Raw genomic sequence first — 25,202 nt, forward strand, 5'->3', positions numbered from 1 at the left:
ATTATGAGTGTACGTTTAGTGTTAACCAAAGGGCGCGAAAAATCGTTATTGCGCCGTCATCCGTGGGTGTTTTCTGGTGCTGTTGCACGTATGGAAGGCAAAGCCAACCTCGGTGAAACAATTGATGTTGTTGACAGCAATGGCAAATGGCTGGCACGCGCCGCTTATTCCCCATCTTCGCAAATCCGTGCACGCGTCTGGACTTTCGATGCTAATGAAAGTATCGACATCGATTTCTTCACTCGTCGTTTGCAGCAGGCACAGGTCTGGCGTGAATGGCTCGCCGCTCGTGACGGGCTGGATAGTTATCGTCTGATTGCTGGTGAATCTGATGGTTTGCCCGGTGTGACGATTGACCGCTTCGGCAATTTCCTTGTGCTGCAATTACTTTCCGCTGGTGCTGAATATCAACGCCCTGCGCTGGTTGCTGCTTTGCAAAAGCTCTATCCGGAATGCGCTATTTACGACCGTTCCGATGTTGCGGTGCGTAAGAAAGAAGGAATGGAACTGGCGCAAGGCCCGGTCAGCGGTGAACTGCCACCTGATTTGTTGCCAATCGAAGAACACGGCATGAAGTTGCTGGTCGATATTAAAGGCGGCCATAAAACTGGTTACTACCTTGACCAACGCGATAGCCGCTTTGCGACTCGCCAATATGTGAAAGATAAGCGTGTGCTGAACTGTTTCTCATATACCGGTGGTTTCGCGGTTTCCGCACTGATGGGTGGATGTCGCCAGGTTGTCAGTGTTGATACCTCTCAGGATGCCCTGGATGTTGCGAAGCAAAACGTTGAGCTGAACAAACTTGACCTGAGCAAAGCTGAATTCGTGCGTGATGATGTATTCAAACTGCTGCGCAAATACCGCGATCAGGGTGAGAAGTTCGACGTAATCATTATGGACCCACCAAAATTTGTCGAAAATAAGAACCAGCTAATGGGCGCCTGCCGTGGCTACAAAGATATCAACATGCTGGCAATTCAGCTGTTAAATCCGGGTGGCATTCTGATGACGTTCTCTTGCTCTGGTTTAATGACGACAGATTTATTCCAGAAAATCATCGCTGATGCCGCCGTAGATGCCGGGCGTGATGTACAATTTATAGAGCAGTTCCGTCAGGCGGCCGATCACCCAGTGATCGCTACCTACCCGGAAGGGCTGTATTTGAAAGGGTTTGCCTGTCGCGTCATGTAACTTGAAAAATGGAATGTTGCCCGCACATTAATGGCAGGTAATGTTTCTCAGGAGGTGACTATGATTGCCAGCAAATTCGGCATAGGCCAGCAAGTACGACACTCTTTGTTGGGTTATCTGGGGGTAGTGGTCGATATCGACCCGGAATACTCTCTGGATGAACCAGCAGAAGATGAACTGGCCGACAACGATGCCCTCCGCAGTGCCCCCTGGTATCATGTAGTGATGGAAGATGATGATGGCCAGGCAGTGCATACCTATCTTGCTGAAGCCCAGTTAAGTGGGGAGTCACAAGACGAGCATCCCGAACAACCGTCGATGGATGAATTGGCGGCTTCGATACGGCAACAGCTTCAGGCACCTCGCCTACGTAATTAGCAAAAACCCCGCAATCGCGGGGTTTTTTATTATTTAGCCAGGCCTAGTCTTGGTATTTCAATCGCCGGGCATTTATCCATCACCACATTTAATCCGGCATCTTGCGCGAGGACAGCAGCCTGCTCATTAATCACGCCCAACTGCATCCATAACGTTTTGGCGCCGATGGCTATCGCTTCGCGCGCGACTTCCCATGCTGCTTCCGAATTTCTGAACACGTCAACCATATCGACTTTCTTAGGGATGTCTGCAAGTGAGCCATAACCTTGCTGCCCTAGCAGGGTTTTACCCGCCACTTTTGGGGACACCGGGATCACTTCATATCCTTGATCGAGCAAATACGCCATCACCCGATAGCTTGGGCGATCTGGCTTATCACTGGCTCCCACCAGCGCAATTGTTCGGGTGTTTTTTAGAATAGTTTCGATATCAACCTGTTTCATCACTCTCTCCGCAGGGACTCAGTAACTAGAAGTGTATGCCATCCGTTACTGACTCACCATCTTTCCCATACACAGGTAGTAGAGCAATTTTCGGGAATATGTCTATATGTTAATGAACCGCCCATATGAAAAACTTTGAAACATTCAGTAAGGGATGGTCCTATTTAACCTCAGGCAGGAGAAATTGATGAGAACCGTGTTCTTTATCGCACTATGTTGGCTCCTTCTTTTGCCTGGTGAATCGAGGGCGACAACCCTGCGCCTGTCCACCGAGATCGACTTGCTGGTACTGGATGGGAAAAAAGTTTCCAGTTCCTTGCTAAGAGGTGCTGATAGCATTGAGTTGGACAATGGTCCTCATCAGTTAGTCTTTCGTGTGGAAAAAAATATCAGGAGCAACACACGAGATCAGCGTCTTTATATCTCCCCTCCTTTAGTGGTTACTTTTAACACTAAAGAAGTCAGCCAGGTAAATTTCAATATCCCACGTATTGAAAATGATAAAGACAGCGATGAATTTGACCTGGCGCCCAATCTTCAGTTGCTTGATGGTGATGCTGCGGTAATCCCATTGAAAGTGGATATTTTGCCGGTAAAAATTACACCACAGGGAATTGATTACGAACGGGATACTCAGTTTTACAACAAGTCCGGGAAAACTGCGGCGGTAAAAGGGTTCGCTACGATGATGGCTGACGATAGCGAACTACTCTCGAAAACATCTGAACTCGACACTCCCCCTCGTCAATCCGATACATTAATCGAGCAGCGCCTCAGATATTGGTTTCTACAAGCAGATAAACCTACCCGCGACCGTTTCTTGCAATGGGCAAAAGATAATCCAACGCAATAATTGACTTCCAAATCCTGCATTTTTGACACCCTTCTCTTGCAGCATCAGTGGCTTCCAGTAAGCTGTAGCCAATATAAATCAATCAGGATTAACCAATGGAATTAACGACCCGCACCCTGGCGGAAAAAAAACATATTGCGCTGGTTGCGCATGATCACTGCAAAGATGCGTTATTGAAATGGGTTGAGCGCCATAAAGCCAATCTTTCTCATCATGTATTGTACGCAACCGGCACCACTGGAAATCTCATCCAGCGCGGCAGTGGCCTGGATGTCAACGCCATGTTAAGCGGCCCTATGGGCGGCGATCAGCAAGTCGGTGCTTTGATTTCCGAAGGGAAAATTGATGTGCTGATTTTCTTCTGGGACCCGCTTAATGCAGTTCCACACGATCCTGACGTTAAAGCATTGCTACGTCTGGCAACTGTGTGGAACATACCTGTTGCAACTAACTTATCAACCGCCGATTTTATTATTCAGTCGCCGGGTTTTAATCAGGCAGTTGAAATTTTAATCCCCGATTACGCACATTATCTGGCAGAACGACTGAAGTAATTACGGTCGATTTGCTGCGGGCACGCCAAGATTTTTCAGGATATCGACAAAACTGGACGGTTCCTGTTTGTTGAATAAAAGCCAGACTCGATGACGTGCCCGCGTCATCGCCACATACAATAATCGCCTTTCTTCAGCATCTGGATAATCTTCCGGCTGCGGCAACAATGCCTCTTCCATTACCGATTCTCGCGCCAGTGCCGGGAAACCATCTTTCCCCTGCTGCAGCCCCAGCACTACAACATAGTCAGCCTGCTGCCCTTTGCTGGCATGAATAGTCATAAAATCAATGGCGAGCTTTGGCCAGCGTGTTGCGGCCTTTTCCAGAATCGCAGGGCGTAAGTGATGGTAACGGGACAAAACAAGAATACGCTGCTCCGGTTTCACATATCCGCTCATCTTATCCAGCAGGGCTTCAAGCTGATCATCAGCCAACAATGTAACGGATTTTTTATCGCCTTTAGACAGACTATTTAATGGCTTAGCTAATTGATGCGGATTTTGCTGTACAAATAGATTCGCTATTTCACCTATGCGATCATTGAAGCGGTAAGTGGTATCTAATGCGCACTGGTCTGCATCACCAAAATGGTGAGCAAAGGCGGTTGTCAGCGACATTTCTGCACCACTGAATCGATAAATTGCCTGCCAGTCATCACCCACCGCATATAACGAAGTATGCGAGTTTTGTTTTCTAAGTGCCGCAAGAAGCGCTGCACGCTGTGGCGAGATGTCCTGAAATTCATCCACTAAAATATGCTTCCACGGACTAATAAATCGCCCCTTTTCCAGCACATTAATAGCCTGATGAATCAAGCCCGAAAAATCGACTGCGTCTTCCGCTTTCAGCGCTGTTTTCCAGCTTTTCAGTAAAGGGGCCATCAGCTTGACGCGTTTGGCAAAGAGATCGCGGATTTCGTCAGGCGCTGCGGCAATCATTTCTGCCTGCGAACCCCCATGCATACGCATTAACCCCAACCAGCGATCTAAACGGCTTGCCAGACGTTTAGCTAATCGTTCATCTTTCCAGTATTCACCTTCTGGCACTTCCCATTGCAACTCATCTCGTAACCATTCCCGCCAGCCTTTTGCCTGTGCTTTTTTCTCACCACACTGCTGTTGCCAGCTTTCAATTAGCAATTGGTGGCGTGCCGTGGTGTCGGATTCCAGCTCGCTAACCCGTGGCACTTTTTTGCTTCCTTGCTGAATAATATGCAGAGCAAGAGCATGAAACGTACGCGCGGAAATAGCATCGGTATTCAGGCGTTCAGCAATTCGCTGATCCATCTCCTGCGCGGCTTTGCGCCCAAATGCCAGCAACAGGATTTGATCTTCACTGGCTTCGCCACGTTGTAATAGCCAACCGGCACGAGCAACCAGAACGGAAGTTTTGCCACTCCCCGCCCCCGCGAGCACTAATAGTGAATCTTCGCCATTGACGACGGCACGAGCCTGCGAAGGATTCAGCGGAGAACTTTCGATGCGCTGGAAAAAGTCAGCATATTTTTCCAGCATGTGGTTGGTAAAAGCGGTATTGCGCTGATGGCGTCGCGTATCACCTTGTTCAAGCCAGGCTTTACAATGAAACCAAAGCTCGCGGCAATTTTCGAATTCATCAAGCCGTGCTAATGGCAGCGGTAGCGCTGAAAACGCAGCGCGAACATTTTGCTGTAGCGCCTGCATATCACTGCGTTTGAACCATTTCTCTTGCTGCACCCTGCGCGTTATTTCGGCATATTGCTGTTGTAGCACCTGAGCTGCCACTTCGCTCATTTCAGTGCTCCAGTTCTGCCAGCGTTCGTTCAGGTGATGATAGAAGTGCTGCGTTTCACTCCATTCCGTACCATGCAAACGCACGACTTTATCATCGGGTAAGACAAATTCCAGTTCGCCCCAAACCAGCCCGCGCTTGCAATTGATTGCGATTAACTGATTGAATGGAATAAGGTATTCATGACGATCGCCCTTTACCTCTACACCCGCAGTCAGTAATCTCACCCGATTGTAGGGATGTTGTGCTAAATGTTTGCCAAGGGAGGTCGCTTTCAATTCCATTACGCTTTGCCTGATCCAAAAAATGGTTGTGGTTAAGTTTACTCGCCGAAGGAATGACGCTCCAGAGTAAAAACGCGTTACAATTGCTGTGGTTATTCATTTATCTATATTCATGCCAACAAAGAGTGATTATGCGTACAGTCCTTAATGTATTGAACTTTGTACTGGGTGGTTTTCTCACCACTCTCTCTTGGTTGCTGGCCACTCTCGTCAGTATCATTTTTATTTTCACTCTCCCGCTGACTCGTTCCTGCTGGGAGATAACTAAACTTTCGTTCGTTCCGTACGGCAACGAAGCTGTTCATGTTGATGAACTCAATCCACAGGGTAAAAGTGCCATCCTGAATACCGGCGGTACGCTGCTAAATATTCTCTGGCTGGTGTTTTTCGGCTGGTGGCTCTGTGTGCTTCATATCTGCACCGGGATTGCGCAGTGCATCACTATTATCGGCATTCCTGTAGGAATCGCTAACTTCAAGATAGCCGCGATTGCACTTTGGCCCGTTGGTCGCCGTGTTGTTTCTGTAGAAACTGCCCAGGCTGCACGTGAAGCTAATGCACGACGTCGTTTCCAGTAAAATTTGACAAGAATAGTGAGTATTAATGCTTAGCCCAATTCTGCGCCGCTATACCTGGAACAGCACCTGGCTCTATAACTTACGTATTTTCATTGCGCTTACGGGCACCGCTGCCTTCCCATGGTGGTTGGGCGAGGTCAAACTCACTATTCCGTTGACGCTCGGCGTTGTTGCGGCAGCTCTTGCAGATTTAGATGACCGTCTCGCCGGACGTTTACGTAATCTTCTGATTACTCTAATTAGTTTCTTCATCGCTTCCGCATCGGTGGAGCTGTTATATCCATGGCCCGTGCTGTTTGGTATCGGGCTAATGGTTTCCACGAGCGGATTCATTCTTCTGGGTGGGTTAGGTCAGCGTTACGCCACTATCGCTTTTGGGGCGCTGCTTATCGCCATCTATACTATGCTCGGCATTTCTTTGTACGATCACTGGTATCAGCAACCCATTTTGCTGCTGGCAGGTGCCATCTGGTACAACTTACTGACACTTGCCGGACATCTTGTATTCCCGATTCGACCGCTTCAGGATAACCTGGCACGCTGTTATGAAAGCCTCGCGCGTTATCTCGAAGTCAAAGCAACTCTCTTCGACCCCGATATCGAAGAGGAAAGCCAGGCACCAATGCTTGAACTTGCGATGGCGAATAGCCAGCTTGTGACAGTTTTGAATCAAACCAAAGGATCGTTGCTGACGCGTTTACGCGGAGATCGTGGGCAGCGAGGCACTCGGCGGACTCTGCACTACTATTTTGTCGCACAGGATATTCACGAGCGGGCCAGCTCTTCTCACATCCAGTACCAGGCACTGCGCGATAAGTTTCGCTACAGCGACATCATGTTTCGCTTTCAACGCCTGTTAACCATGCAGTCTCAAGCCTGTTTGCAGCTTTCACGTTCCGTTTTATTACGTGTGAAATATCAACATGACCCACGGTTCGAGCGGGCGTTTACCCATCTTGATGCCGCCATTGAGAGATTAAAAACGGATCAATATCTGGCGAGTGAATTAAAAGCACTTGGCTTTCTGGTGAGTAATTTGCGCGCCATCGATGCTCAGTTAGCAACAATTGAGTCTGAACAAGCGCTCGCCGCTCCGCACAGCGATATAGAAAACCGCCTGTTAGATGATCGCTTAACTGGATTTGGTGATATGTGGCAGCGATTAAGACGCAATTTGACACCAGAATCTGCGTTATTCCGCCATGCGGTACGCATGTCTGTTGTGTTGTGCGTCGGCTATATGTTTATTCAATTCACCGGGTTAAAACATGGCTACTGGATATTATTGACCAGCCTCTTCGTTTGCCAGCCTAACTACAGCGCTACTCGCCGACGTCTGGCTTTGCGTATTATCGGTACGTTGGTGGGCGTGGCCGTCGGGCTTCCCGTATTGTTCTTTGTGCCATCAATTGAAGGACAGCTTGTTTTAATTGTGATTACTGGTGTGCTCTTCTTTGCTTTTCGCAACGTGCAATATGCGCACGCCACCATGTTCATCACCTTGCTGGTATTGCTCTGTTTCAACCTGTTGGGCGAAGGGTTTGAAGTCGCAATGCCACGTATCTTTGATACCTTATTAGGATGTGCCATCGCCTGGGCCGCCGTAAGTTTCATCTGGCCTGATTGGCGTTTTCGCAGATTACCATTAGTGGTTGAGCGTGCATTTAACGCTAACTGCCGTTATCTGGACGCAATTCTTGAGCAATACCACCAGGGGCGTGACAATCGGCTGGAGTATCGTATTGCACGCCGGGATGCACATAACAAAGATGCTGAACTGGCTTCAGTTGTGTCTAATATGTCGTCTGAACCGCGTGTTTCACCGGAGATGCGGGAAACAGCCTTTCGCTTATTGTGCCTGAATCATACCTTCAATAGTTATATCTCAGCGTTAGGTGCACATCGTGAAAGACTGACCAACGAGGATATTTTACTACTGCTTGATGATGCGGTGTGCTACGTCGACGATGCACTTCATCACCTACCAACAGATGAAGAAAGAGTTCAAAAGGCACTTCAGGGACTATCTGAACGCATAACCACACTTGAACCGCAACCAGACTCCAAAGAGCCACTTGTGCTTCAGCAGATTGGTCTGCTGGTTGCGCTATTACCTGAGATATCGCGCCTTCAACAACTTGTGTCACAACAACACGATTAACGCCTTTGGCGTTGCTCGTAGTGATGTCCCCACTCGACCAACTCCTGGCGCGTTGCCGCCGGGAGTGCCGCCTCGTGAATTCCGCAAATAGCACCTGCTAATGCCAGCAATACCTGCACGCCAAGCCCTTTCTTAACACCCCTGAGCTTTATCCAGGAGCGCTTTGCGCCGTAGGCATGAAGGGTGCGCACATCAGCAATACCCACTTCCCACAACATCATTTCCAGACTGTGCGTTAAATTAGGTAAATCTTTAAGTCTTTGCTGAGCACGCTGGCGGGATTTTTCGCGCCGGGCACTGAATAGAGCATCCATTGACAGTTGCACTAGCTTTTCCCGATCGCTCCACAGCCCCTCATCAACGCGGTAATAATTGAGTTCGATAGTACGTCCACGTTTATTGTAAAGCAGTGGTTGTGAGGCTCGTTTAACAAAATAGACTTCCGTTTGTTCGCATGCTCGCAAGTAGAGTTCCCCTTCAGAAACCATGGCAAACACAACGTTTTCTACCGTTAGGCTATATCCACCAAATAGCGATCGGCAGCCAATCTCTCCTAGTGGAGATAAGTATTCTTTGGATTGATGAATCCTTGCATATGATTTATTTTTCATGAATATATCCCTAAATATCATGTAGTAACGCAGCATCACGGTTTATTACCGCTCCCCGTAATACGAAAATAAGTAACCTAATCACTCACGGCAATCACATTCTCACTTTCCGTGGAATTACATGATGAAATTGCGAGACACTTTCCGAAATTTAGATTGATCTTTATCCAAACAGGCATTACTGTATATTCATACAGTAACCCATCAGGCGGGATTAACTATGCATTCACATAACGTTCTAACTCAGGTTGCCACTGTTCCCAATACTGTGCCTTCTGTGGCCCAGTCATCAGCAGGTAACAAAATTAAAGGGTTGATCAGTGAAGTGATCTACAGCGAAGATCAGCCATGGGTTACACAGCTGGTTTTATTGCCGCTACTTCAACAACTGGGGCAACAGTCACGCTGGCAGCTGTGGCTAACACCACAGCAGAAATTAAGTCGTCAGTGGGTACAATCAGCAGGTCTGCCGCTGGCAAAAGTTATGCAGGTAAGCCAGTTAGATCCACTTTTCACCGTAGATGCTATGGTAAAAGCGTTGCAGACAGGAAATTACAGTGTTGTTATCGGTTGGTTACCCGAAGAATTGACCGATGAAGAGCATTTGCAACTGTCATCTGCCGCCGAAATGGGGAATGCGATCGGCTTCATTATGCGTCCAACCCGTATCTCGGAAACAGGGTGTCGACCACGAAGTGAGCTAAAAATTCATTCTAGTTTGTATCATTAAGTAAATTTAAGAGAATTCCTGGAACTTTTTATGAACTCTTGACAATTCATTGTGAATTATCAAGAATCCGCGTCCCAAGCCGCTCCAGGCGGCCTTCCAGCAAATCTTTAGAGTGTGAATTACGCGCAAAGATGTTAGAAAATGTGTATACAAGTCGTTTTTTTTCATATGCCTGACGGACTTCACACTTGTAAGTTTTAAACTACGTTGTAGACTTTAGCTCGCCAGGGTTGCTCTTCATAACACCGATTGATCGGTAGAGTAACAAGTGAGCATAAACTCGGGCGAAGGATTTAACCCTGGGCTTTAGAGCGATTTTAAAGCTCATGGCCTTTTTGGATGATAATGAGGCGCAAAAAATGAAAAAGACAGCTATCGCGATTGCAGTGGCACTGGCTGGCTTCGCTACCGTAGCGCAGGCCGCACCGAAAGATAACACCTGGTATGCAGGTGGTAAATTGGGTTGGTCCCAATTCCACGACACCGGTTTCTCTAACCAGAACGGCTATGATAGCGGCATCGGTAATGGCCCAACTCACGAAAGCCAACTGGGTGCTGGTGCGTTCGGTGGTTACCAGGTTAACCCGTACGTTGGTTTTGAAATGGGTTATGACTGGTTAGGTCGTATGCCATATAAAGGCAGCGTAGAAAACGGTGCTTTCAAAGCGCAAGGCGTTCAATTGACCGCTAAACTGGGCTACCCAATCACTGACGATCTGGACATCTACACTCGTCTGGGTGGTATGGTATGGCGTGCAGATTCTACAGCTGTGAATGCTGCTGGTAACCGTGTAAGCGATCACGACACTGGTGTATCTCCACTGGCTGCTGGTGGTGTTGAGTGGGCAGTTACCCGCGATATCGCTACCCGTCTGGAATATCAGTGGACTAACAACATCGGTGACGCTGCTACCGTTGGTACTCGTCCAGACAACGGCATGTTGAGCCTGGGTGTTTCTTACCGTTTCGGTCAGGGCGAAGTTGCAGCACCAGTTGTAGCTCCAGCTCCAGCTCCAGCTCCAGAAGTACAGACCAAGCACTTCACTCTGAAGTCTGATGTTCTGTTCAACTTCAACAAAGCAACTCTGAAACCAGAAGGTCAGCAGGCACTGGATCAGCTGTATACTCAGCTGAGCAACCTCGACCCGAAAGATGGTTCTGTTGTAGTTCTGGGCTTCACCGACCGTATCGGTTCTGACCAGTACAACCAGAAACTGTCTGACAAACGTGCGCAGTCTGTTGTTGATTACCTGATCTCTAAAGGTATCCCAGCTAACAAGATCTCCCCACGCGGTATGGGCGAATCTAACCCAGTTACTGGCAACACCTGTGATAACGTAGCTCCTAAAGCTAAACTGATTGATTGCCTGGCTCCAGATCGTCGCGTAGAGATCGAAGTTAAAGGTATCAAAGACGTTGTAACTCAGCCTGCGGCATAAGTTACCGTTATAAAAAAACCCCGCCCAGGCGGGGTTTTTTGTTTTTATTCTTGGGAGAATACACAGAACAGAACAACAGAACTCTGCGTCAATACAATCGACTATCTACTCTTTGCCTAGCAAAGCCTGGAGATCCTGTTTGAGTGATGACATCTGACTGGCGTATTGCTCTTTACGCTCAGCATCTTCAATCAACTGCACAATAGTTTCTGAAAGTGTGCATCCTCGTCGGTGAGCAAGCCCTGCTAACCGCTGCCAAACCAAATATTCAAGGTCGATGGACTTCTTGCGCGTATGTTGATGCTCAGCATTAAAGTGCCGTTTACGTCGCGCGCGGATAGTTTGCTTCATACGATTATGAAGATCTGGATTCATATGTTTCTCTATCCAGCTCAACACATGCACAGGTTCATTTTCGAAGCGTAAAAGTTCATCAACGGCTTCTTTCGCCACACTAGCTTCGATATAGCGTGTAATTAATTCGCCTTCGCGGTGTTTTTTGACCAGATACTTCCACTTCCAGCCGCTCTCGAGATTTTCCAACTGTTGATATTTCATTGCGATCTCAGTGTGACCGTGTAACTCATTTCAGAATAACAGTTTTTTTTATTTTCGCTTACCTGAAAAATGAAAGCTGTGAGCTAAGTAAACTTGCCGCTCCGCATAAACCGTGTGCTACCTCCCCTATTCTTGTATAATCGCGCCTTTGACATCTAATTAATAAATAGCGACTTTGACGACTAATCGACTTGAATGGCGTGCTCTTGTACCTGATACCGAAAGTTATCAGGAAATTTTCGCACAGCCTTATGATTCCGAAACTGCCCCTTTCTCCGCTGTGCAACCCCGTCTGTCTTACGGACTGGTGCAGCTCAGCCAACCGGTAGCCTCGGCCGATCTGATGCTGGTAAAAGCCGCTGAAGAAGCCGAATACCTCAATCTTATTACCGAAGCGGCTCGCGAATGCTGGTCACAAGACAAGGCTTTGGCGGGTGGCCATTATCTAGTAGAAGGCAGTCACGTAACGTTACGCCCGGCCGAGTCAGCAGAAGACAATTTTGCAGGGCTATCCAAGGTGGTCGCTGCCGACTGGATTGAAGCAGAGCAACTGTTTGGCTGCGTGCGTCAGTTTGCCGGCGAAGTTACCCTGACTCCTGGCCTGGTTCATAGGGCCAACGGTGGTATTCTGGTGCTGTCATTGCGTAGCGTGTTAGCACAACCGCTATTATGGCTACGCCTGAAGCAAATGGTGAGTCAGGGTCGCTTCGACTGGATTTCACCTGACGAAACGCGTCCTCTTCCAATTAATATTCCTTCGTTACCATTGAGCCTGAAACTGGTTCTGGTTGGCGAGCGCGAATCGCTGGCAGACTTCCAGGATATGGAACCTGAGCTAGCGACTTCGGCGATTTATAGCGAATTTGAAGAAAACCTGCAGATTGCCTCTGCTGACGACATGGCGTTGTGGTGTCAATGGATTTACGCGGTTGCTAAATCCAAAACACTACCAGCCCCTTCTACCGATGCATGGCCTGTGTTAATCCGTGAAGCCGTGCGTTATACCGGCGACCAGGAAACACTGCCGCTATGCCCATCGTGGATTAGCCGTCAGCTGCGCGAAGTCGCCGCATTTACTGAAGAAGAAAGCTTTGGTGCTGACGAACTGACGCAAATGTTGGCACAACGTGAGTGGCGTGAAGGTTATCTTGCTGAACGTATGCAGGATGAAATTCTGCTTGAGCAGATCCTCATCGAAACTGAAGGTGAAATGGTCGGGCAGATCAATGCCCTTTCGGTAATTGAATTCCCAGGCCATCCTCGCGCATTCGGTGAACCTTCCCGTATCAGCTGTGTTGTTCATGTCGGCGATGGTGAATTTACTGACGTTGAGCGCAAAGCGGAGTTAGGCGGCAATATTCATGCAAAAGGCATGATGATCATGCAGGCATTTTTAATGTCTGAATTGCAACTTGACCAGCAAATTCCCTTCTCTGCATCTCTGACTTTTGAACAGTCTTACAGTGAAGTAGATGGTGATAGCGCCTCAATGGCTGAACTGTGCGCATTAATCAGTGCACTCGCAAATGTACCGATTTATCAGCATATAGCAGTGACAGGCTCCGTAGACCAGTTTGGTCGAGTGCAACCGGTAGGCGGCCTGAATGAGAAGATCGAAGGTTTCTTCCGAATTTGCCAACAACGCGAGTTTACTGGCAAACAAGGCGTGATTATCCCGGTTGCCAACGTGCGTCACCTTTGTCTGCACCAGGATGTTCTGGATGCCGTAGAACAGGGCCAGTTCACTATTTGGGCCATCGATGATGTCACTGATGCACTACCCTTATTAACAAATCTGCCCTGGGATGGCGAAGGGCAAAATACGCTCATGCGTGCGGTACAAGAGCGAATCGCTCAGGCATCCGCGCAAGATATTCGGCACCGCTATCCATGGCCACTGCGTTGGCTCAATTGGTTCAATCAAAACTGATCGGACTTGTTGAGCGTACACGTGTTAGCTAACATGCGTGCTTCATTACAATAAGGCTTACTGTAAACATGGTAGATAAACGCGAATCCTATACAAAAGAAGATCTCCTTGCCTCTGGTCGTGGCGAACTGTTTGGTGCTGAAGGCCCACGTTTGCCTGCGCCATCCATGCTGATGATGGACCGCGTCGTCAAGATGACCGAAGACGGTGGTAACTTCGATAAAGGTTACGTTGAAGCAGAATTAGATATTAATCCTGACCTGTGGTTCTTCGGTTGCCACTTTATTGGCGATCCAGTAATGCCTGGTTGCCTGGGTCTGGATGCGATGTGGCAGCTGGTCGGTTTTTACCTCGGCTGGTTAGGCGGTGAAGGTAAAGGACGTGCACTGGGTGTGGGTGAAGTTAAACTCGCGGGCCAGATCCTGCCTACAGCGAAGAAAGTCACCTACCGTATTCACTTCAAACGCGTTATCAATCGCCGCCTGATTATGGGCCTGGCTGATGGTGAAGTGCTGGTTGACGGCCGTGTAATTTACACCGCCACCGATCTGAAAGTGGGTCTATTCAAAGACACCACCGCTTTCTAAGCTCTCAATACCGTCATTCATACCCGCTAGCTTTCAAGTTGCAGGTGGGCGGAAAGAGAGCCTATCCCGATGAGCTTACTCAAGTAAGTGATTCGGGTGCGTGAGCGAGCCAACAAAGAAGCCACGCGAAGTATGAAGGGTATAAACGAGAAACCTCCGCAATGCGGAGGTTTCTTTTCTTAAAGAGACAGTGATTACGCGGTAACCGCCCTGTCTTCCATGGCTTCTCGCCAGCCTCCCATCCAGTACGACCTTTGATTCAGTGTCTGATAGGGACACATCTCTTTGGAGCGTCCGACGATACCTGCTTGATAACCACGTTGATGAGCCCGTTCCAGGCGATCTCGTTTTTGTCTCTTCATGCCTCGTTTCCCTCATTTCTATATAATCTGGTGGAAAGAAAACAGTGGCCACAAAGCGTGCAACCACATATAAGCAATAACTCCTAAAGACTCTATCGTCAATGCGCAAAATTCACGCCAATGTCATAAATGTGAGCTACAAGAGTTTTGTTTTGCACAAAAAGAGTGAGAACGTGTGGGTAACAAATTAATGCCAAAAGAAAAGCTGCGTTCCGCTTTGCAGGCGAATGACGCAGCTTTTTTGTGCTACTGAGGTGATTAGTTAAAGCGTGTCAGCTCACCAGCGATACTTTTAGCTTCTTGCTGCCAGGCCTGTGCTAAGGTTTTCACCATGGCATCGTAACCATCAGCTTCCTGCTTCAGCTCAACGTGGAACGGACGTTTAATCAATTGCCCCTGATGCTTGAGCAGCCACTCGCCACTTACAATCACTTTCCCGTCATAACGTCCGTGAAAACCGGTCACGTTAACATTCAGAGTATCCTGATCGTTGCCTAGTGGTTGTGATGCCACAACCCAACCAGGTAACGCACTACTCAGATTGCTTACAAGAGTGTTACGCAATTGCTGATCCAACGGACTTGCCCACAAGTTGCTGGAAGCAATGACGTACTGCACCTCACTGGTCTGATAAACCACGCCATTGCCGGCGAGATAATCAGGAACCGCAACCTGCTCTACCCACAATAAATGGGTTCCAGGCTGGCTCGCAGCCTGCATAGCAGGTGCGGAGCTTTGAGGTAGCTGGTAATAGGTCTTTCCATTATCGCTGCTGCTACAGGCCGTTAGAGCCAATGCAGCAAAGAGCGGGAGCCATTTTTTCATTCTTTCGCCCTCTTCGGCTGGGGATCTTTTTTATCCTTCGCTTCAAAGACCAGCGAATTACTCTTATCGTTTAACGTGCGCAGTACAGGCTGCAATTCACGCAGAACCTGATCAAGACGCTGCATATCGGCCACCATCTTGTTGTAGGCCGCAGAACCCGGCTGGAAGCCCTGCATACTACGATTAAGTTCACGCAGCGTTGACTGCATATCTTCAGGCAACGATTGCATCGACTTATTCGCGGTAATCTTATTCAGATTATCGAGCGTCTGCTGCAAACGTTTCATGGTTCGCTGACTTTCCGCAAGCGAATTGGTGGTTTGTTCAATCATCGGATTGAGCGGCAAGTTATTAATCTTATCCAGTGTCTCCAGCAAGCGTTGTTGGATTTGTGCCAGACCACCGCTCATGGTTGGGATAATCGGATAACCACCAAAAGTCGGTAAATCGGTAACAGGTGGAGCTTTAGGATTGAAATCAAGATCGATGAACAACGCTCCTGTCACCAGGCTGCCCGTTTTCATTGAAGCCCGTAAACCACGCTTGATAAGCGCAGCCATATTTTCCTGAATACGAACATCGTCTCCAATGAGATTTTGCAAACGTTCTGGCTCCAGACGAATCAAAACAGGAATACGGAAATCATCATTAATTTTTTGACGCATACCTGGCGTAAAGAATGGCACCTTCGCTACGGTTCCCAATCGAATGCCGCGGAACTCAACTGGTGCTCCTGGTTGCAGGCCACGCACTGAATCTTTAAAGAACATCAGGTAATCAATGTGATCGGTATACAGAGAATCCTGAATACTTTTCTGATCATCGAAGAGATTAAACTCGCTACCCGGTTTCGCAGGTTTACCAAGCTCCCAACCTTCTGGTACGTCAAAACTTACACCGCCACTAAACAGCGTTGTAAGAGAACCCATTTCTACGCGCATACCTTGTGAAGACATATCAACGGCAATGCCACTGTCTTTCCAGAAGCGTACGTTACTGGTCACCAGGCGATCGTTCGGCGCACTGATGAATAACTGATAACTGATGCTACGTTTCGCCGGATCAAAGGTGCTCGTTTCAACTGAACCGACTCTATAGCCACGGAACAACACCGGGTCACCAGGAGAGAGCTGCCCTGCTTTATTACTGTCGAGGGTAATGCGAATACCTTTAGCATCAGGTGGTGCCAGTGGAGGAGCATCCAGCAAATCGTATTTAGTGGATTGAGCCCCCTTACTGCCCGGTTGCAGTTCGATATAAGCACCGGAGAGCAGAGTACCAAGCCCGGAAATACCTTCACGCCCGACTTGCGGCTTAACGACCCAAAAGACTGTGTCATTATGCAGAAGTTTTTCCATCCCGGAGTTCAGCCGGGCTGTAATTTCGACATGTAGCAAATCGTCTGACAACACCGCGCTTTCCACCACGCCCACATTAACGCTACGGCTTTTAATCATGGTTTTCCCACCTTCAATGCCTTCAGCATTAGTGGTAATCAGCGTGACTTCAGGCCCTTGATGGCTGTAGTGATAAAATAAGATCCACGCGCCGATTAGCACGGTTACGATAGGGAAAATCCATACCGGGGACCAATTTTTCACCTTTGCTACTTTTGCTTCCCCGCTTTTATTTTCCATGCTCAGACGACTCCTCATGAGTTGAATCCGGTGCGCGATCCCAGGACAAGCGAGGGTCAAAGGTCATCGCTGCAAACATTGTCAAAATCACTACTAATGCAAACATCACGGCACCAATCGCGGGGTAGATACTCATCAATCCTCCCATACGTACCAGAGCCGACAATACCGCTATAACGAACACATCGATCATTGACCAGCGTCCGACAAATTCGACCACCTCATAGATCAAATGCATTCTTTCACTGTCACGTTGCCCGTGGCCTTTAGCATCCCAGCACAACCAGGCAATCGCCAACATTTTAAGTGTCGGAACCAAAATACTGGCGATGAAAATAACCCCAGCAACCGGGTAAGAGCCTTCGCTCCACAACAAGATAACCCCGGCAATAATCGTCGACGGGATTTTACTGCCCAGTACTTCGGTTATCATGATGGGCAATATATTTGCGGGTAGGTAAAGCATAATTGAAGTCAGCAGCAGAGCGAGTGTCCATTGCAAGCTATGACGGCGACGAACGTACCCTTTGGTTTCACAGCGCGGACAAATTTCCTGATCCTCTGGCACAATTGCTGTGCAGCATGAACAAGAACGCAATCCCTGACGAAGGCCCGATACACCGACTTTAAGCGGTACCGAAATCTCCGGCTCAGGCGCAATATCATCCCAAAGCCAGCGGCGATCTACACACTGAAAAGCCCTGAGTTGCAACACACAGAATAAGCACCACGGAATAAAACTGCTCCCGACGCCAATATCGCCGTAAGCCATTAATTTGACGAAACTCACCAAAACGCCCGCAAGAAAAATTTCCGCCATGCCCCATGACTTCAGCTGGAACAGGATACGTGCCAGGCGCTTTTTAAACGTCAGTGGTAATGCCACCTGGTTAACCAATAACAAAATCGTGATTAAACAGAACGTAGGTACCGCCTGCACAAAGACCATAAAGAAAGTGCCAAGGCTTGCGTAGTCTTCGTTGAACATGACGCCTGGAATTTCAAGCAGCGAAACTTCACTACTGAGTCCAGCTACTTTCATGTTGATAAAGGGAAATAAATTGGCAAGCAGCAACATAAACAGAGCTGCCAGCGCATAAGCTGTAGGACGTTGACGTGGCGAGGACCACTGAGTGAGAAGTGTTGTACCGCAACGTGGACAGACGGCCTTATGGCCGTCCTCCAATACCGGTAGCGCAACCAGTAAGTCACATTGCGAGCATAATATGTGTGAACGATGGTGATGCGTGGCACACATATCGTGTCTCCTTGTGTTACGCGCCGTTTTTCAGAGCTTCAAGATATTCCCAACGTTCAAAAGCCTCTTCCAGTGCTTTTTCGGCTGCGGTCAGGTCGCTCAATGTTTTTTGTGTGACGTCGTGTGGCTGGTTAAAGAACTCAGCATCTCCCACCTTCGCCTGGATAGCTTCCAGTTCCGCCTCAAGTTGTTCAAGACGTTGTGGTAATTGCTCTAATTCACGTTGCAAGTTATAGCTTAGCTTGCTACTTGCCCGTTTAACAACTTCAGCCTTTGCAGGCTGGTTGTTTTGCGCCTTATCTGCCACAGAGTGGCGCAAAGTTTGCGCAGATGCCTGTTGGCCTTTTGCGTCATGATAACCACCGACGTAACGACCAATCTTACCTTCACCTTCAAAAATCCAGCATTCGGTAACAGTGTTGTCGACAAATTGACGATCGTGGCTCACCAACATAACCGTGCCCTGGTAACCATCAATCAACTCTTCAAGTAATTCGAGCGTTTCGACATCCAGGTCATTCGTCGGTTCATCGAGAATCATCAAGTTGCTTGGTTTTAGGAATAACTTCGCCAGTAAAAGACGGTTACGCTCACCACCAGACAACGCACGAACAGGGGTCATGGCGCGTTTAGGGTGGAACAAGAAGTCCTGCAAGTAACCCAGCACATGGCGCGGCTTGCCGTTTACCATCACCTCTTGCTTACCTTCCGCCAGGTTGTCCATTACCGTGCGATCAGGATCGAGCTCCGCGCGATGCTGGTCAAAGTACGCCACTTCAAGCTTGGTACCGCAATGCACGCGCCCGCTATCTGCTTTCAACTGATCTAACATCAGTTTCAACAATGTTGTTTTACCACAGCCGTTTGGCCCCACCAGCGCGATTTTGTCGCTACGCTGCACCTGCGCTGAGAAATCCGACACCAGGTTTTTGTTAGCGATTCGGTAAAACACGTTTTCCATTTCAAAGACGATCTTGCCGGAACGTGCCGCTTCACCAACTTGCATTTTAGCGCTGCCCAACACTTCACGACGAGCACTACGTTCGTTACGCATTGCTTTCAAGGCACGCACACGGCCTTCGTTACGCGTACGGCGTGCTTTAATACCCTGACGGATCCACACTTCTTCTTGAGCAAGTTTGCGATCAAATTCAGCATTTTGCAGATCTTCAACACGCAGAGCTTCTTCTTTTGCCAGCAGATACTGATCGTAATCGCCAGGGTAAGAGACCAGTTTGCCGCGATCAAGATCGACGATACGCGTCGCCATATTGCGAATAAATGAACGGTCATGCGAGATGAAGATAATGCTGCCCTGGAACTCTTTCAGGAAACCTTCCAGCCAGTCGATAGCTTCGATATCCAGGTGGTTGGTTGGTTCATCAAGCAACAGAACGCGTGGAGAGCTCACCAGCGCGCGGCCCAATGCCGCTTTACGCAACCAGCCGCCAGAAAGAGCTGAAAGTTCAGTATCCGCTTCAAGGCCTAATTGTTCGAGCACCTCATTAATGCGGCTATCCAGTTGCCAGAGGTTCTGGTGATCCAAAATCTCCTGGATACGCGCCATTTCATTCAGGTTTTTATCGCTCGGGTCAGTCATCACTTTATGGGAAATATCGTGATACGCCTTGAGGTACTCGGCCTGCTCTTCCACGCCTTCAGCAACGAAGTCGTAAACTGTTCCCGCAACATTACGCGGTGGATCTTGTTGCAAACGCGCAACAATCAAATCCTGCTCGTAAACCATGCGCCCATCATCCAGCGGCACTTCACGGTTGAGGATTTTCATCAGTGTGGATTTACCTGCACCGTTACGGCCAACCAGACAGACGCGTTCGTTTTCTTCGATATGGAGTTCGGTGTTATCTAACAACGGTGCGTCGCTAAACGACAACCAGGCACCGTGCATACTAATTAATGACATGACAATTAATCCTTGGCTACGTGAGTAACGAGCCAGCAGTTATGAATTTGGCGATTACGGGCAAAATCTTGTGACAACGTTTTCTGCGTGATTTCCTGAGCGCTCAAGCCCAGATTTGCCAGCCCGTCAAAATCCATTTTGAAGCCGCGTTTATTGTTGGAGAACATAATGGTGCCGCCCTGGCGCAACAGACGCTTAAGGTCTTTCATCAGCACGATGTGGTCGCGCTGGACATCAAAAGATTCTTCCATACGTTTTGAGTTTGAGAACGTCGGTGGATCGATAAAAATCAGATCAAACTGTTCATCAGTTTCACGCAACCAGCCCAGACAATCAGCCTGAACCAGGCGGTGCGCACGGCCACTCAAGCCGTTAAGACGCAAGTTACGCTCAGCCCACTCCAGGTAAGTACGAGACATATCGACGGTAGTCGTCGTTTTAGCGCCACCTAACCCTGCGTGAACTGTCGCGCTGCCGGTATAAGCAAACAGGTTAAGGAAATCTTTCCCTTTGCTCATTTTGCCCAGCATTTGGCGTGCAATACGGTGGTCGAGGAACAAACCGGTATCAAGGTAGTCAGTCAGGTTAACCCACAGACGAGCGTTATATTCGCTCACTTCCATAAAGTCGCCCTTCTCATCCATTTTCTGATACTGGCTTTTCCCTTTCTGACGCTCACGGGTTTTCAGAATCAGACGGTTGGAGGGTAATTCCAGTACAGACATTGTTGCAGCAATCACATCAAACAGACGCTGACGCGCTTTGTTGGCATCCACGGTTTTCGGCGGTGCATATTCCTGAACCACAACCCACTCGCCGTAGCGGTCAACAGCTACGTTATAGTCTGGCAAATCAGCATCGTAAATTCGGTAGCATTCGATGCCTTCCTGGCGCGCCCATTTATCGAGTTTTTTGATATTTTTGCGCAGCCGGTTCGCGTAATCGTCAGCAATCTGGCCTGATACCACACCGCTGCTGGTCGCAGATAACTGATAGTTTTTCTGCACGCAATCCAGCGGGCCGTTTTTCGCTTTAAACTGACGTTCGGCACGTAGTTGCAGGCAGCTTAGCAAATCCGGAGAGGCGCTAAACAGCGATAAATTCCAGCCGCCAAAATGGTTTTTCATATTGCGGCCAAGCAGACTGTGCAACGCAATCAACGCGGGCTCGCTGTCCAGACGCTCGCCGTATGGCGGGTTACTGACAACTGTACCAACCGGGCCTTCTGGCAGCGGATTGGTCAATTTAGCCACGTCTTTGACTTCATAGCTTATGATATCGCCCAGACCCGCACGACGGGTGTTGGCACGGGCGCGTTCGATAACGCGTGAATCGTTATCCGAACCATAGAAGCGCGAAGTGTATTCGCCAAGACCTTTGCGAGCGCGAACCTGTGCTTCAGTGGTGATCTCTTTCCACAAATCAACATCGTGATTTGCCCAGCCGAGGAATCCCCAATGCTTACGATGCAAACCCGGCGCACGATCGGTGGCGATCATCGCAGCTTCAATCAGCAGCGTACCGGAACCACACATTGGATCGAGCAGCGGTGTACCCGGCTGCCAGCCTGAACGCATAACAATAGCGGATGCCAACGTTTCCTTAATAGGAGCCGCACCGGTGCTGTCGCGGTAGCCGCGCTGATGCAGGCCTTCGCCACTCAAATCCAGCGCAATACTGGCAGTGTCTTTATTCAGCCAAACGTTAATGCGCAAATCAGGTTGTTCACGTTCAACGTTAGGGCGCGGTAGATTTTTACGGGTAAAGGAGTCAACAATCGCATCCTTCACTTTTAGCGCGCCGTATTGGCTATTACGGATAACGTCATTCAGACCACTGAAATGCACCGCAAAGGTCGCATCCGGGCCAAACAGCGCAGGCCAGTCGATAGTCTGTACGCCCAGATACAAATCCAGGTCGCTATAAACACTGCATTCATTCAATGGCAGCAAAATGCGGGACGCAAGGCGGCTCCACATCAAGCTTTGATAGAGCAGACGTGAGTCCCCCTGGTAATGTACGCCGCCCTGAACCACCTGGCATGCTTGCGCACCAAGGCCCTCCAGTTCAGTTTTTAATAGCTCTTCAAGCCCACGCGCCGTACTGGCAAACAGAGAATTCATATCGTCACTTAATCAGGTATAAAAAGAAAATTGTGGCGCATTATAGCCAATCCGCCACGCATGTCATAAAGTTGGCCTCTTATATTCTCTTTTTCTTCATTTATGCAAGGAGCGCGTGCGTATCATGATCACCCTATCTCAGCTTTATATTCACCCGGTGAAATCGATGCGTGGCCTTGCGCTCTCCCATGCACAGGCAACAACCAGCGGTTTAGCTTTTGACCGCATCTTTATGGTGACAGAACCTGACGGCACTTTTATTACCGCACGTCAGTTCCCGCAGATGGTGCTATTTACTCCGGCCATTATTCACGACGGTCTATTTTTGAGCGCACCGGACGGCAGTTCCGCCACAATACGCTTTAGCGATTTCCAGCCGGAGGCTGCACCCACAGAAGTCTGGGGAAACCATTTCACCGCGCAAATTGCGCCAGATGAAATTAATCAATGGCTGAGTGGATTCTTCTCACGCCCGGTACAACTGCGCTGGTTAGGTGAAAGTTTAACGCGCCGTGTTAAACGCCATGAAGATGTGCCGCTCTCTTTTGCTGACGGTTTCCCATTCTTGCTGGCTAATGAAGCCTCACTGCGCGATTTGCAAAACCGCTGCCCTGCAAGTGTCAAAATGACGCAATTCCGCCCTAATATCGTGGTCACTGGCGCAAATGCATGGGCAGAAGATAGCTGGCAAGTGGTGCGTATTGGTGGCGTCACCTTTGATGTGGCAAAACCATGCAGCCGTTGCATTTTCACCACCGTCAGCCCGGAGCGGGGCCGTAAACATCCGAGTGGTGAACCGCTGGCGACATTACAAAAATTCCGCACCGCACTGGATAATGGTGATGTCGATTTCGGCCAAAATCTGATTGCCCGCAATAGCGGAGTGATTCGTGTAGGTGATGAGCTCGAAGTACTGGCAACTAAACCTGCGAAGGTTTATGGCGCTGGGGTGACCGAAGAAACTCTTGAACCTTTTGAACAGCAAGAAAGCATGGTGGCAATCGGCTGGCAGGGACAACAATTTCGCGGTAACAACCAACAAATTTTGCTGGAGCAACTCGAACAACAAGGAATTCGCGTGCCCTATTCTTGTCGAGCCGGAATTTGTGGCAGTTGCCGGATAAAGTTAGTCAGTGGGGAAGTCAAAGCGTTGAAGAAAAATGCTATCAATGATGATGGCACAATCCTTTGCTGTAGTTGTATTCCTGCTGGAGATGTAGAGTTAGCGGGTAATTAAACCGCCTGATCAAGGTTAAGGGCGTTACTTATTGGTTGCGGCCTTAATCTGTCATTCATCACTTTAATCGCATCACCGAGCTGCATGGTACGGCCAGCAAGTTGCAAGCTTGGCTGTGCTAATAAACAGAGCGCAGCGTTATCACCCGTTTCTACCACCAGCAGATTCACCTGCTGCATATCGTCGCTTAACCACACACAGGCAGCATCGCCCGGTATTGGCTGCCAGCATTCCCCATGAGAGAGAAAGTGCCAGCTTTTTGGCATTTGCGGCTTAAGATAACGAATTGCTACGAGTGCATTTAACACCAGTTCAGCACGCTGTTCTTTACTTAATACCAGGTCACGACATTTTTCTTCAAAAGAGAAAAATAGAGCTGCATCATCGACACAAAATCCTGTGTTTTCAAAGGCATCGGGAGTAAGCATTTTACGAGGGAAACGCGAACGGAAAAGCATGCCATTGGCTAAATCGAGCATCATACGATCATGCTCCTCATCATAATACCAACGCCAATTATCGTCCGGTTTAATCCGCATAATTATTTGCCCTTATCCCCATATTCCTGCGATTAGAAATATCCTTATCACCGCTTCGTAAATGAACACATTAATAAAAGACTAATATGTTCAAATTAGCAACAGTGATGGAATATAAAACAACCAGGGCTGAAAATAAAGCCCCGGTTGTCCGAAAGTAAATACTTAGAGACCTGAAACGATTTCTTTAATCAGAGGCGGGCCTTTAAATATGAACCCGGAATATATTTGTACTAAAGAGGCACCCGCAGCCATTTTCTCACGAGCAGCAATCAATGAATCAATACCACCTACCCCAATAATCGGCAAGCGACCATTTAATTCTTGCGACAAGCGGCGAATAATTTCTGTGCTTTTTAGTTGAACCGGACGGCCACTTAAGCCACCCATTTCATCGCAATATTTCATGCCCTGAACCAGGCTGCGATCCAATGTCGTATTGGTTGCAATTACCCCATCAATATTATGGCGAACCAAACTATCAGCCACCTGGATCAATTCTTCTTCAGAAAGATCCGGCGCGATTTTCACCGCCACAGGTACATATTTATGATGCAATTCCTGAAGCGTTTGCTGCTTATTTTTGATTGCAGTTAACAGATCATCCAGCGCATCGCCGTATTGCAGCGTGCGTAATCCAGGGGTATTTGGTGATGAAATATTAATCGCTATATAACCCGCGTATGGATAAATTTTATCCATGCAGATCAAATAGTCATCTTTCCCTTGTTCAACTGGAGTGTCTTTATTCTTACCAATATTGATACCAAGTACCCCATCAAAATGGGATTTTTCGACATTCTCAACCAGGTTATCAACACCGTGGTTATTGAAACCCATACGGTTAATTAATCCTTCAGCCTCTACCAGACGAAAGATTCTTGGCTTGTCATTTCCAGGCTGTGGGCGAGGCGTTACTGTGCCAATTTCAATGGAGCCAAAGCCCATTGCACCCAACGCATCAATGCACTCACCATTTTTGTCCAAGCCTGCCGCCAGGCCTAATGGGTTCTTAAAGGTCAATCCCATACAAGTGACAGGTTTCGACGGCACGTTTTGCCGCACCAGCCATTCGAGAGGTGTACCTGTTACACGACGCAATTGCTGGAATGTCACTTCATGAGCGCGCTCTGGATCGAGCTTGAATAGGGCTTTACGAACGAAGGGGTAGTACATGAACTCTCCTGGATTCCCGGTATGCAAACCGGGGCCGTATTATCGTTGAT

General features: G+C 48.5%; 23 protein-coding genes. 11 read left to right on the plus strand and 12 right to left on the minus strand.

Annotation, left to right across the window (positions count from 1 at the left end; genetic code table 11):
- The first annotated feature begins 3 nt into the window (after positions 1 to 3).
- The gene (gene rlmI / locus IX31_RS05995; protein ID WP_034456305.1) at positions 4 to 1,194 is read left to right on the plus strand and encodes a 23S rRNA (cytosine(1962)-C(5))-methyltransferase RlmI; all 1,191 of its coding nucleotides are present in this window, start codon (positions 4 to 6) and stop codon (positions 1,192 to 1,194) included.
- 60 nt (positions 1,195 to 1,254) lie between these two features.
- On the plus strand, positions 1,255 to 1,572 hold the full coding sequence (gene hspQ, locus IX31_RS06000) for a heat shock protein HspQ (RefSeq protein WP_034456306.1): 318 nt from the start codon (positions 1,255 to 1,257) through the stop codon (positions 1,570 to 1,572).
- 29 nt (positions 1,573 to 1,601) lie between these two features.
- Here hspQ and IX31_RS06005 read toward each other — a convergent pair whose 3' ends face one another.
- Complete coding sequence (locus tag IX31_RS06005; protein ID WP_034456307.1) at positions 1,602 to 2,015, minus strand: CoA-binding protein; 414 nt, start codon at positions 2,013 to 2,015, stop codon at positions 1,602 to 1,604.
- A gap of 187 nt (positions 2,016 to 2,202) precedes the next feature.
- Between IX31_RS06005 and csgI the strand changes: the two genes are divergently transcribed.
- Both csgI and mgsA read left to right on the plus strand, forming a co-directional pair.
- Positions 2,203 to 2,868 (plus strand): curli synthesis inhibitor, encoded by a 666-nt coding sequence (csgI, locus tag IX31_RS06010; RefSeq protein ID WP_034456309.1) that lies wholly within the window; start codon positions 2,203 to 2,205, stop codon positions 2,866 to 2,868.
- Between the two features lie 95 nt (positions 2,869 to 2,963).
- On the plus strand, positions 2,964 to 3,422 hold the full coding sequence (gene mgsA / locus IX31_RS06015; RefSeq protein WP_034456311.1) for a methylglyoxal synthase: 459 nt from the start codon (positions 2,964 to 2,966) through the stop codon (positions 3,420 to 3,422).
- Here mgsA and helD read toward each other — a convergent pair whose 3' ends face one another.
- Entirely contained in the window at positions 3,423 to 5,477 is a 2,055-nt protein-coding gene (helD, locus tag IX31_RS06020) for a DNA helicase IV (RefSeq protein WP_034456312.1), read from the minus strand. It abuts the gene before it with no gap.
- Between the two features lie 131 nt (positions 5,478 to 5,608).
- Here helD and IX31_RS06025 point away from each other — a divergent pair, with 131 nt between their 5' ends.
- The gene (locus tag IX31_RS06025) at positions 5,609 to 6,055 is read left to right on the plus strand and encodes a YccF domain-containing protein (protein ID WP_034456313.1); all 447 of its coding nucleotides are present in this window, start codon (positions 5,609 to 5,611) and stop codon (positions 6,053 to 6,055) included.
- A 25-nt stretch (positions 6,056 to 6,080) separates the two neighbouring features.
- Positions 6,081 to 8,216, plus strand: a complete 2,136-nt coding sequence (gene yccS, locus IX31_RS06030) for a YccS family putative transporter (protein ID WP_034456314.1) — start codon at positions 6,081 to 6,083, stop codon at positions 8,214 to 8,216.
- On the opposite strand, the gene IX31_RS06035 is transcribed toward yccS, so the two are convergent.
- A complete protein-coding gene (locus IX31_RS06035) occupies positions 8,213 to 8,827 on the minus strand; it encodes a TfoX/Sxy family DNA transformation protein (protein ID WP_034457193.1) in 615 nt (204 codons plus the stop codon). The genes yccS and IX31_RS06035 overlap by 4 nt on opposite strands.
- Before the next feature lie 220 nt (positions 8,828 to 9,047).
- Between IX31_RS06035 and sulA the strand changes: the two genes are divergently transcribed.
- Complete coding sequence (gene sulA, locus IX31_RS06040; protein WP_034456315.1) at positions 9,048 to 9,557, plus strand: SOS-induced cell division inhibitor SulA; 510 nt, start codon at positions 9,048 to 9,050, stop codon at positions 9,555 to 9,557.
- Positions 9,558 to 9,916: 359 nt separating this feature from the next.
- Entirely contained in the window at positions 9,917 to 10,996 is a 1,080-nt protein-coding gene (ompA, locus tag IX31_RS06045) for a porin OmpA (RefSeq protein WP_034457194.1), read from the plus strand.
- Positions 10,997 to 11,101: 105 nt separating this feature from the next.
- Here ompA and matP read toward each other — a convergent pair whose 3' ends face one another.
- The gene (gene matP / locus IX31_RS06050) at positions 11,102 to 11,554 is read right to left on the minus strand and encodes a macrodomain Ter protein MatP (protein ID WP_034456316.1); all 453 of its coding nucleotides are present in this window, start codon (positions 11,552 to 11,554) and stop codon (positions 11,102 to 11,104) included.
- Positions 11,555 to 11,729: 175 nt separating this feature from the next.
- Here matP and IX31_RS06055 point away from each other — a divergent pair, with 175 nt between their 5' ends.
- Together IX31_RS06055 and fabA are read left to right on the plus strand one after the other, a co-directional pair.
- Positions 11,730 to 13,484 carry an AAA family ATPase gene (locus tag IX31_RS06055; RefSeq protein WP_034456317.1) on the plus strand — a complete coding sequence of 585 codons (1,755 nt, stop codon included), beginning with the start codon at positions 11,730 to 11,732 and terminating at the stop codon, positions 13,482 to 13,484.
- Positions 13,485 to 13,552: 68 nt separating this feature from the next.
- Positions 13,553 to 14,071 (plus strand): bifunctional 3-hydroxydecanoyl-ACP dehydratase/trans-2-decenoyl-ACP isomerase, encoded by a 519-nt coding sequence (gene fabA, locus IX31_RS06060; protein WP_034456318.1) that lies wholly within the window; start codon positions 13,553 to 13,555, stop codon positions 14,069 to 14,071.
- Positions 14,072 to 14,265: 194 nt separating this feature from the next.
- Here fabA and rmf read toward each other — a convergent pair whose 3' ends face one another.
- The 6 genes from rmf to rlmKL form a co-directional block, all read right to left on the minus strand.
- Entirely contained in the window at positions 14,266 to 14,433 is a 168-nt protein-coding gene (rmf, locus tag IX31_RS06065; RefSeq protein WP_034456319.1) for a ribosome modulation factor, read from the minus strand.
- 258 nt (positions 14,434 to 14,691) lie between these two features.
- Positions 14,692 to 15,258, minus strand: coding sequence for a membrane integrity-associated transporter subunit PqiC (gene pqiC, locus IX31_RS06070; RefSeq protein ID WP_034456320.1), 567 nt, complete (start codon positions 15,256 to 15,258; stop codon positions 14,692 to 14,694).
- Positions 15,255 to 16,895 carry an intermembrane transport protein PqiB gene (pqiB, locus tag IX31_RS06075; protein ID WP_034456321.1) on the minus strand — a complete coding sequence of 547 codons (1,641 nt, stop codon included), beginning with the start codon at positions 16,893 to 16,895 and terminating at the stop codon, positions 15,255 to 15,257. Before pqiB ends, pqiC begins: the two co-directional genes overlap by 4 nt.
- Positions 16,885 to 18,153 (minus strand): membrane integrity-associated transporter subunit PqiA, encoded by a 1,269-nt coding sequence (gene pqiA / locus IX31_RS06080; protein ID WP_034456322.1) that lies wholly within the window; start codon positions 18,151 to 18,153, stop codon positions 16,885 to 16,887. The genes pqiB and pqiA overlap by 11 nt, the downstream gene beginning before the upstream one ends.
- Before the next feature lie 16 nt (positions 18,154 to 18,169).
- Entirely contained in the window at positions 18,170 to 20,077 is a 1,908-nt protein-coding gene (locus IX31_RS06085) for an ABC transporter ATP-binding protein (RefSeq protein ID WP_034456323.1), read from the minus strand.
- 5 nt (positions 20,078 to 20,082) lie between these two features.
- Entirely contained in the window at positions 20,083 to 22,200 is a 2,118-nt protein-coding gene (gene rlmKL, locus IX31_RS06090) for a bifunctional 23S rRNA (guanine(2069)-N(7))-methyltransferase RlmK/23S rRNA (guanine(2445)-N(2))-methyltransferase RlmL (RefSeq protein ID WP_034456324.1), read from the minus strand.
- Positions 22,201 to 22,324: 124 nt separating this feature from the next.
- Here rlmKL and IX31_RS06095 point away from each other — a divergent pair, with 124 nt between their 5' ends.
- Positions 22,325 to 23,437, plus strand: coding sequence for a YcbX family protein (locus IX31_RS06095; protein WP_034456325.1), 1,113 nt, complete (start codon positions 22,325 to 22,327; stop codon positions 23,435 to 23,437).
- On the opposite strand, the gene zapC is transcribed toward IX31_RS06095, so the two are convergent.
- Positions 23,434 to 23,976 carry a cell division protein ZapC gene (zapC, locus tag IX31_RS06100; RefSeq protein ID WP_034456327.1) on the minus strand — a complete coding sequence of 181 codons (543 nt, stop codon included), beginning with the start codon at positions 23,974 to 23,976 and terminating at the stop codon, positions 23,434 to 23,436. The genes IX31_RS06095 and zapC overlap by 4 nt on opposite strands.
- 165 nt (positions 23,977 to 24,141) lie before the next feature.
- Positions 24,142 to 25,152 carry a quinone-dependent dihydroorotate dehydrogenase gene (gene pyrD / locus IX31_RS06105; RefSeq protein WP_034456328.1) on the minus strand — a complete coding sequence of 337 codons (1,011 nt, stop codon included), beginning with the start codon at positions 25,150 to 25,152 and terminating at the stop codon, positions 24,142 to 24,144.
- Positions 25,153 to 25,202 lie beyond the last annotated feature (50 nt).

This window comes from Buttiauxella noackiae, assembly GCF_000737905.1.
In the GTDB taxonomy this organism is placed as follows: domain Bacteria; phylum Pseudomonadota; class Gammaproteobacteria; order Enterobacterales; family Enterobacteriaceae; genus Buttiauxella; species Buttiauxella noackiae.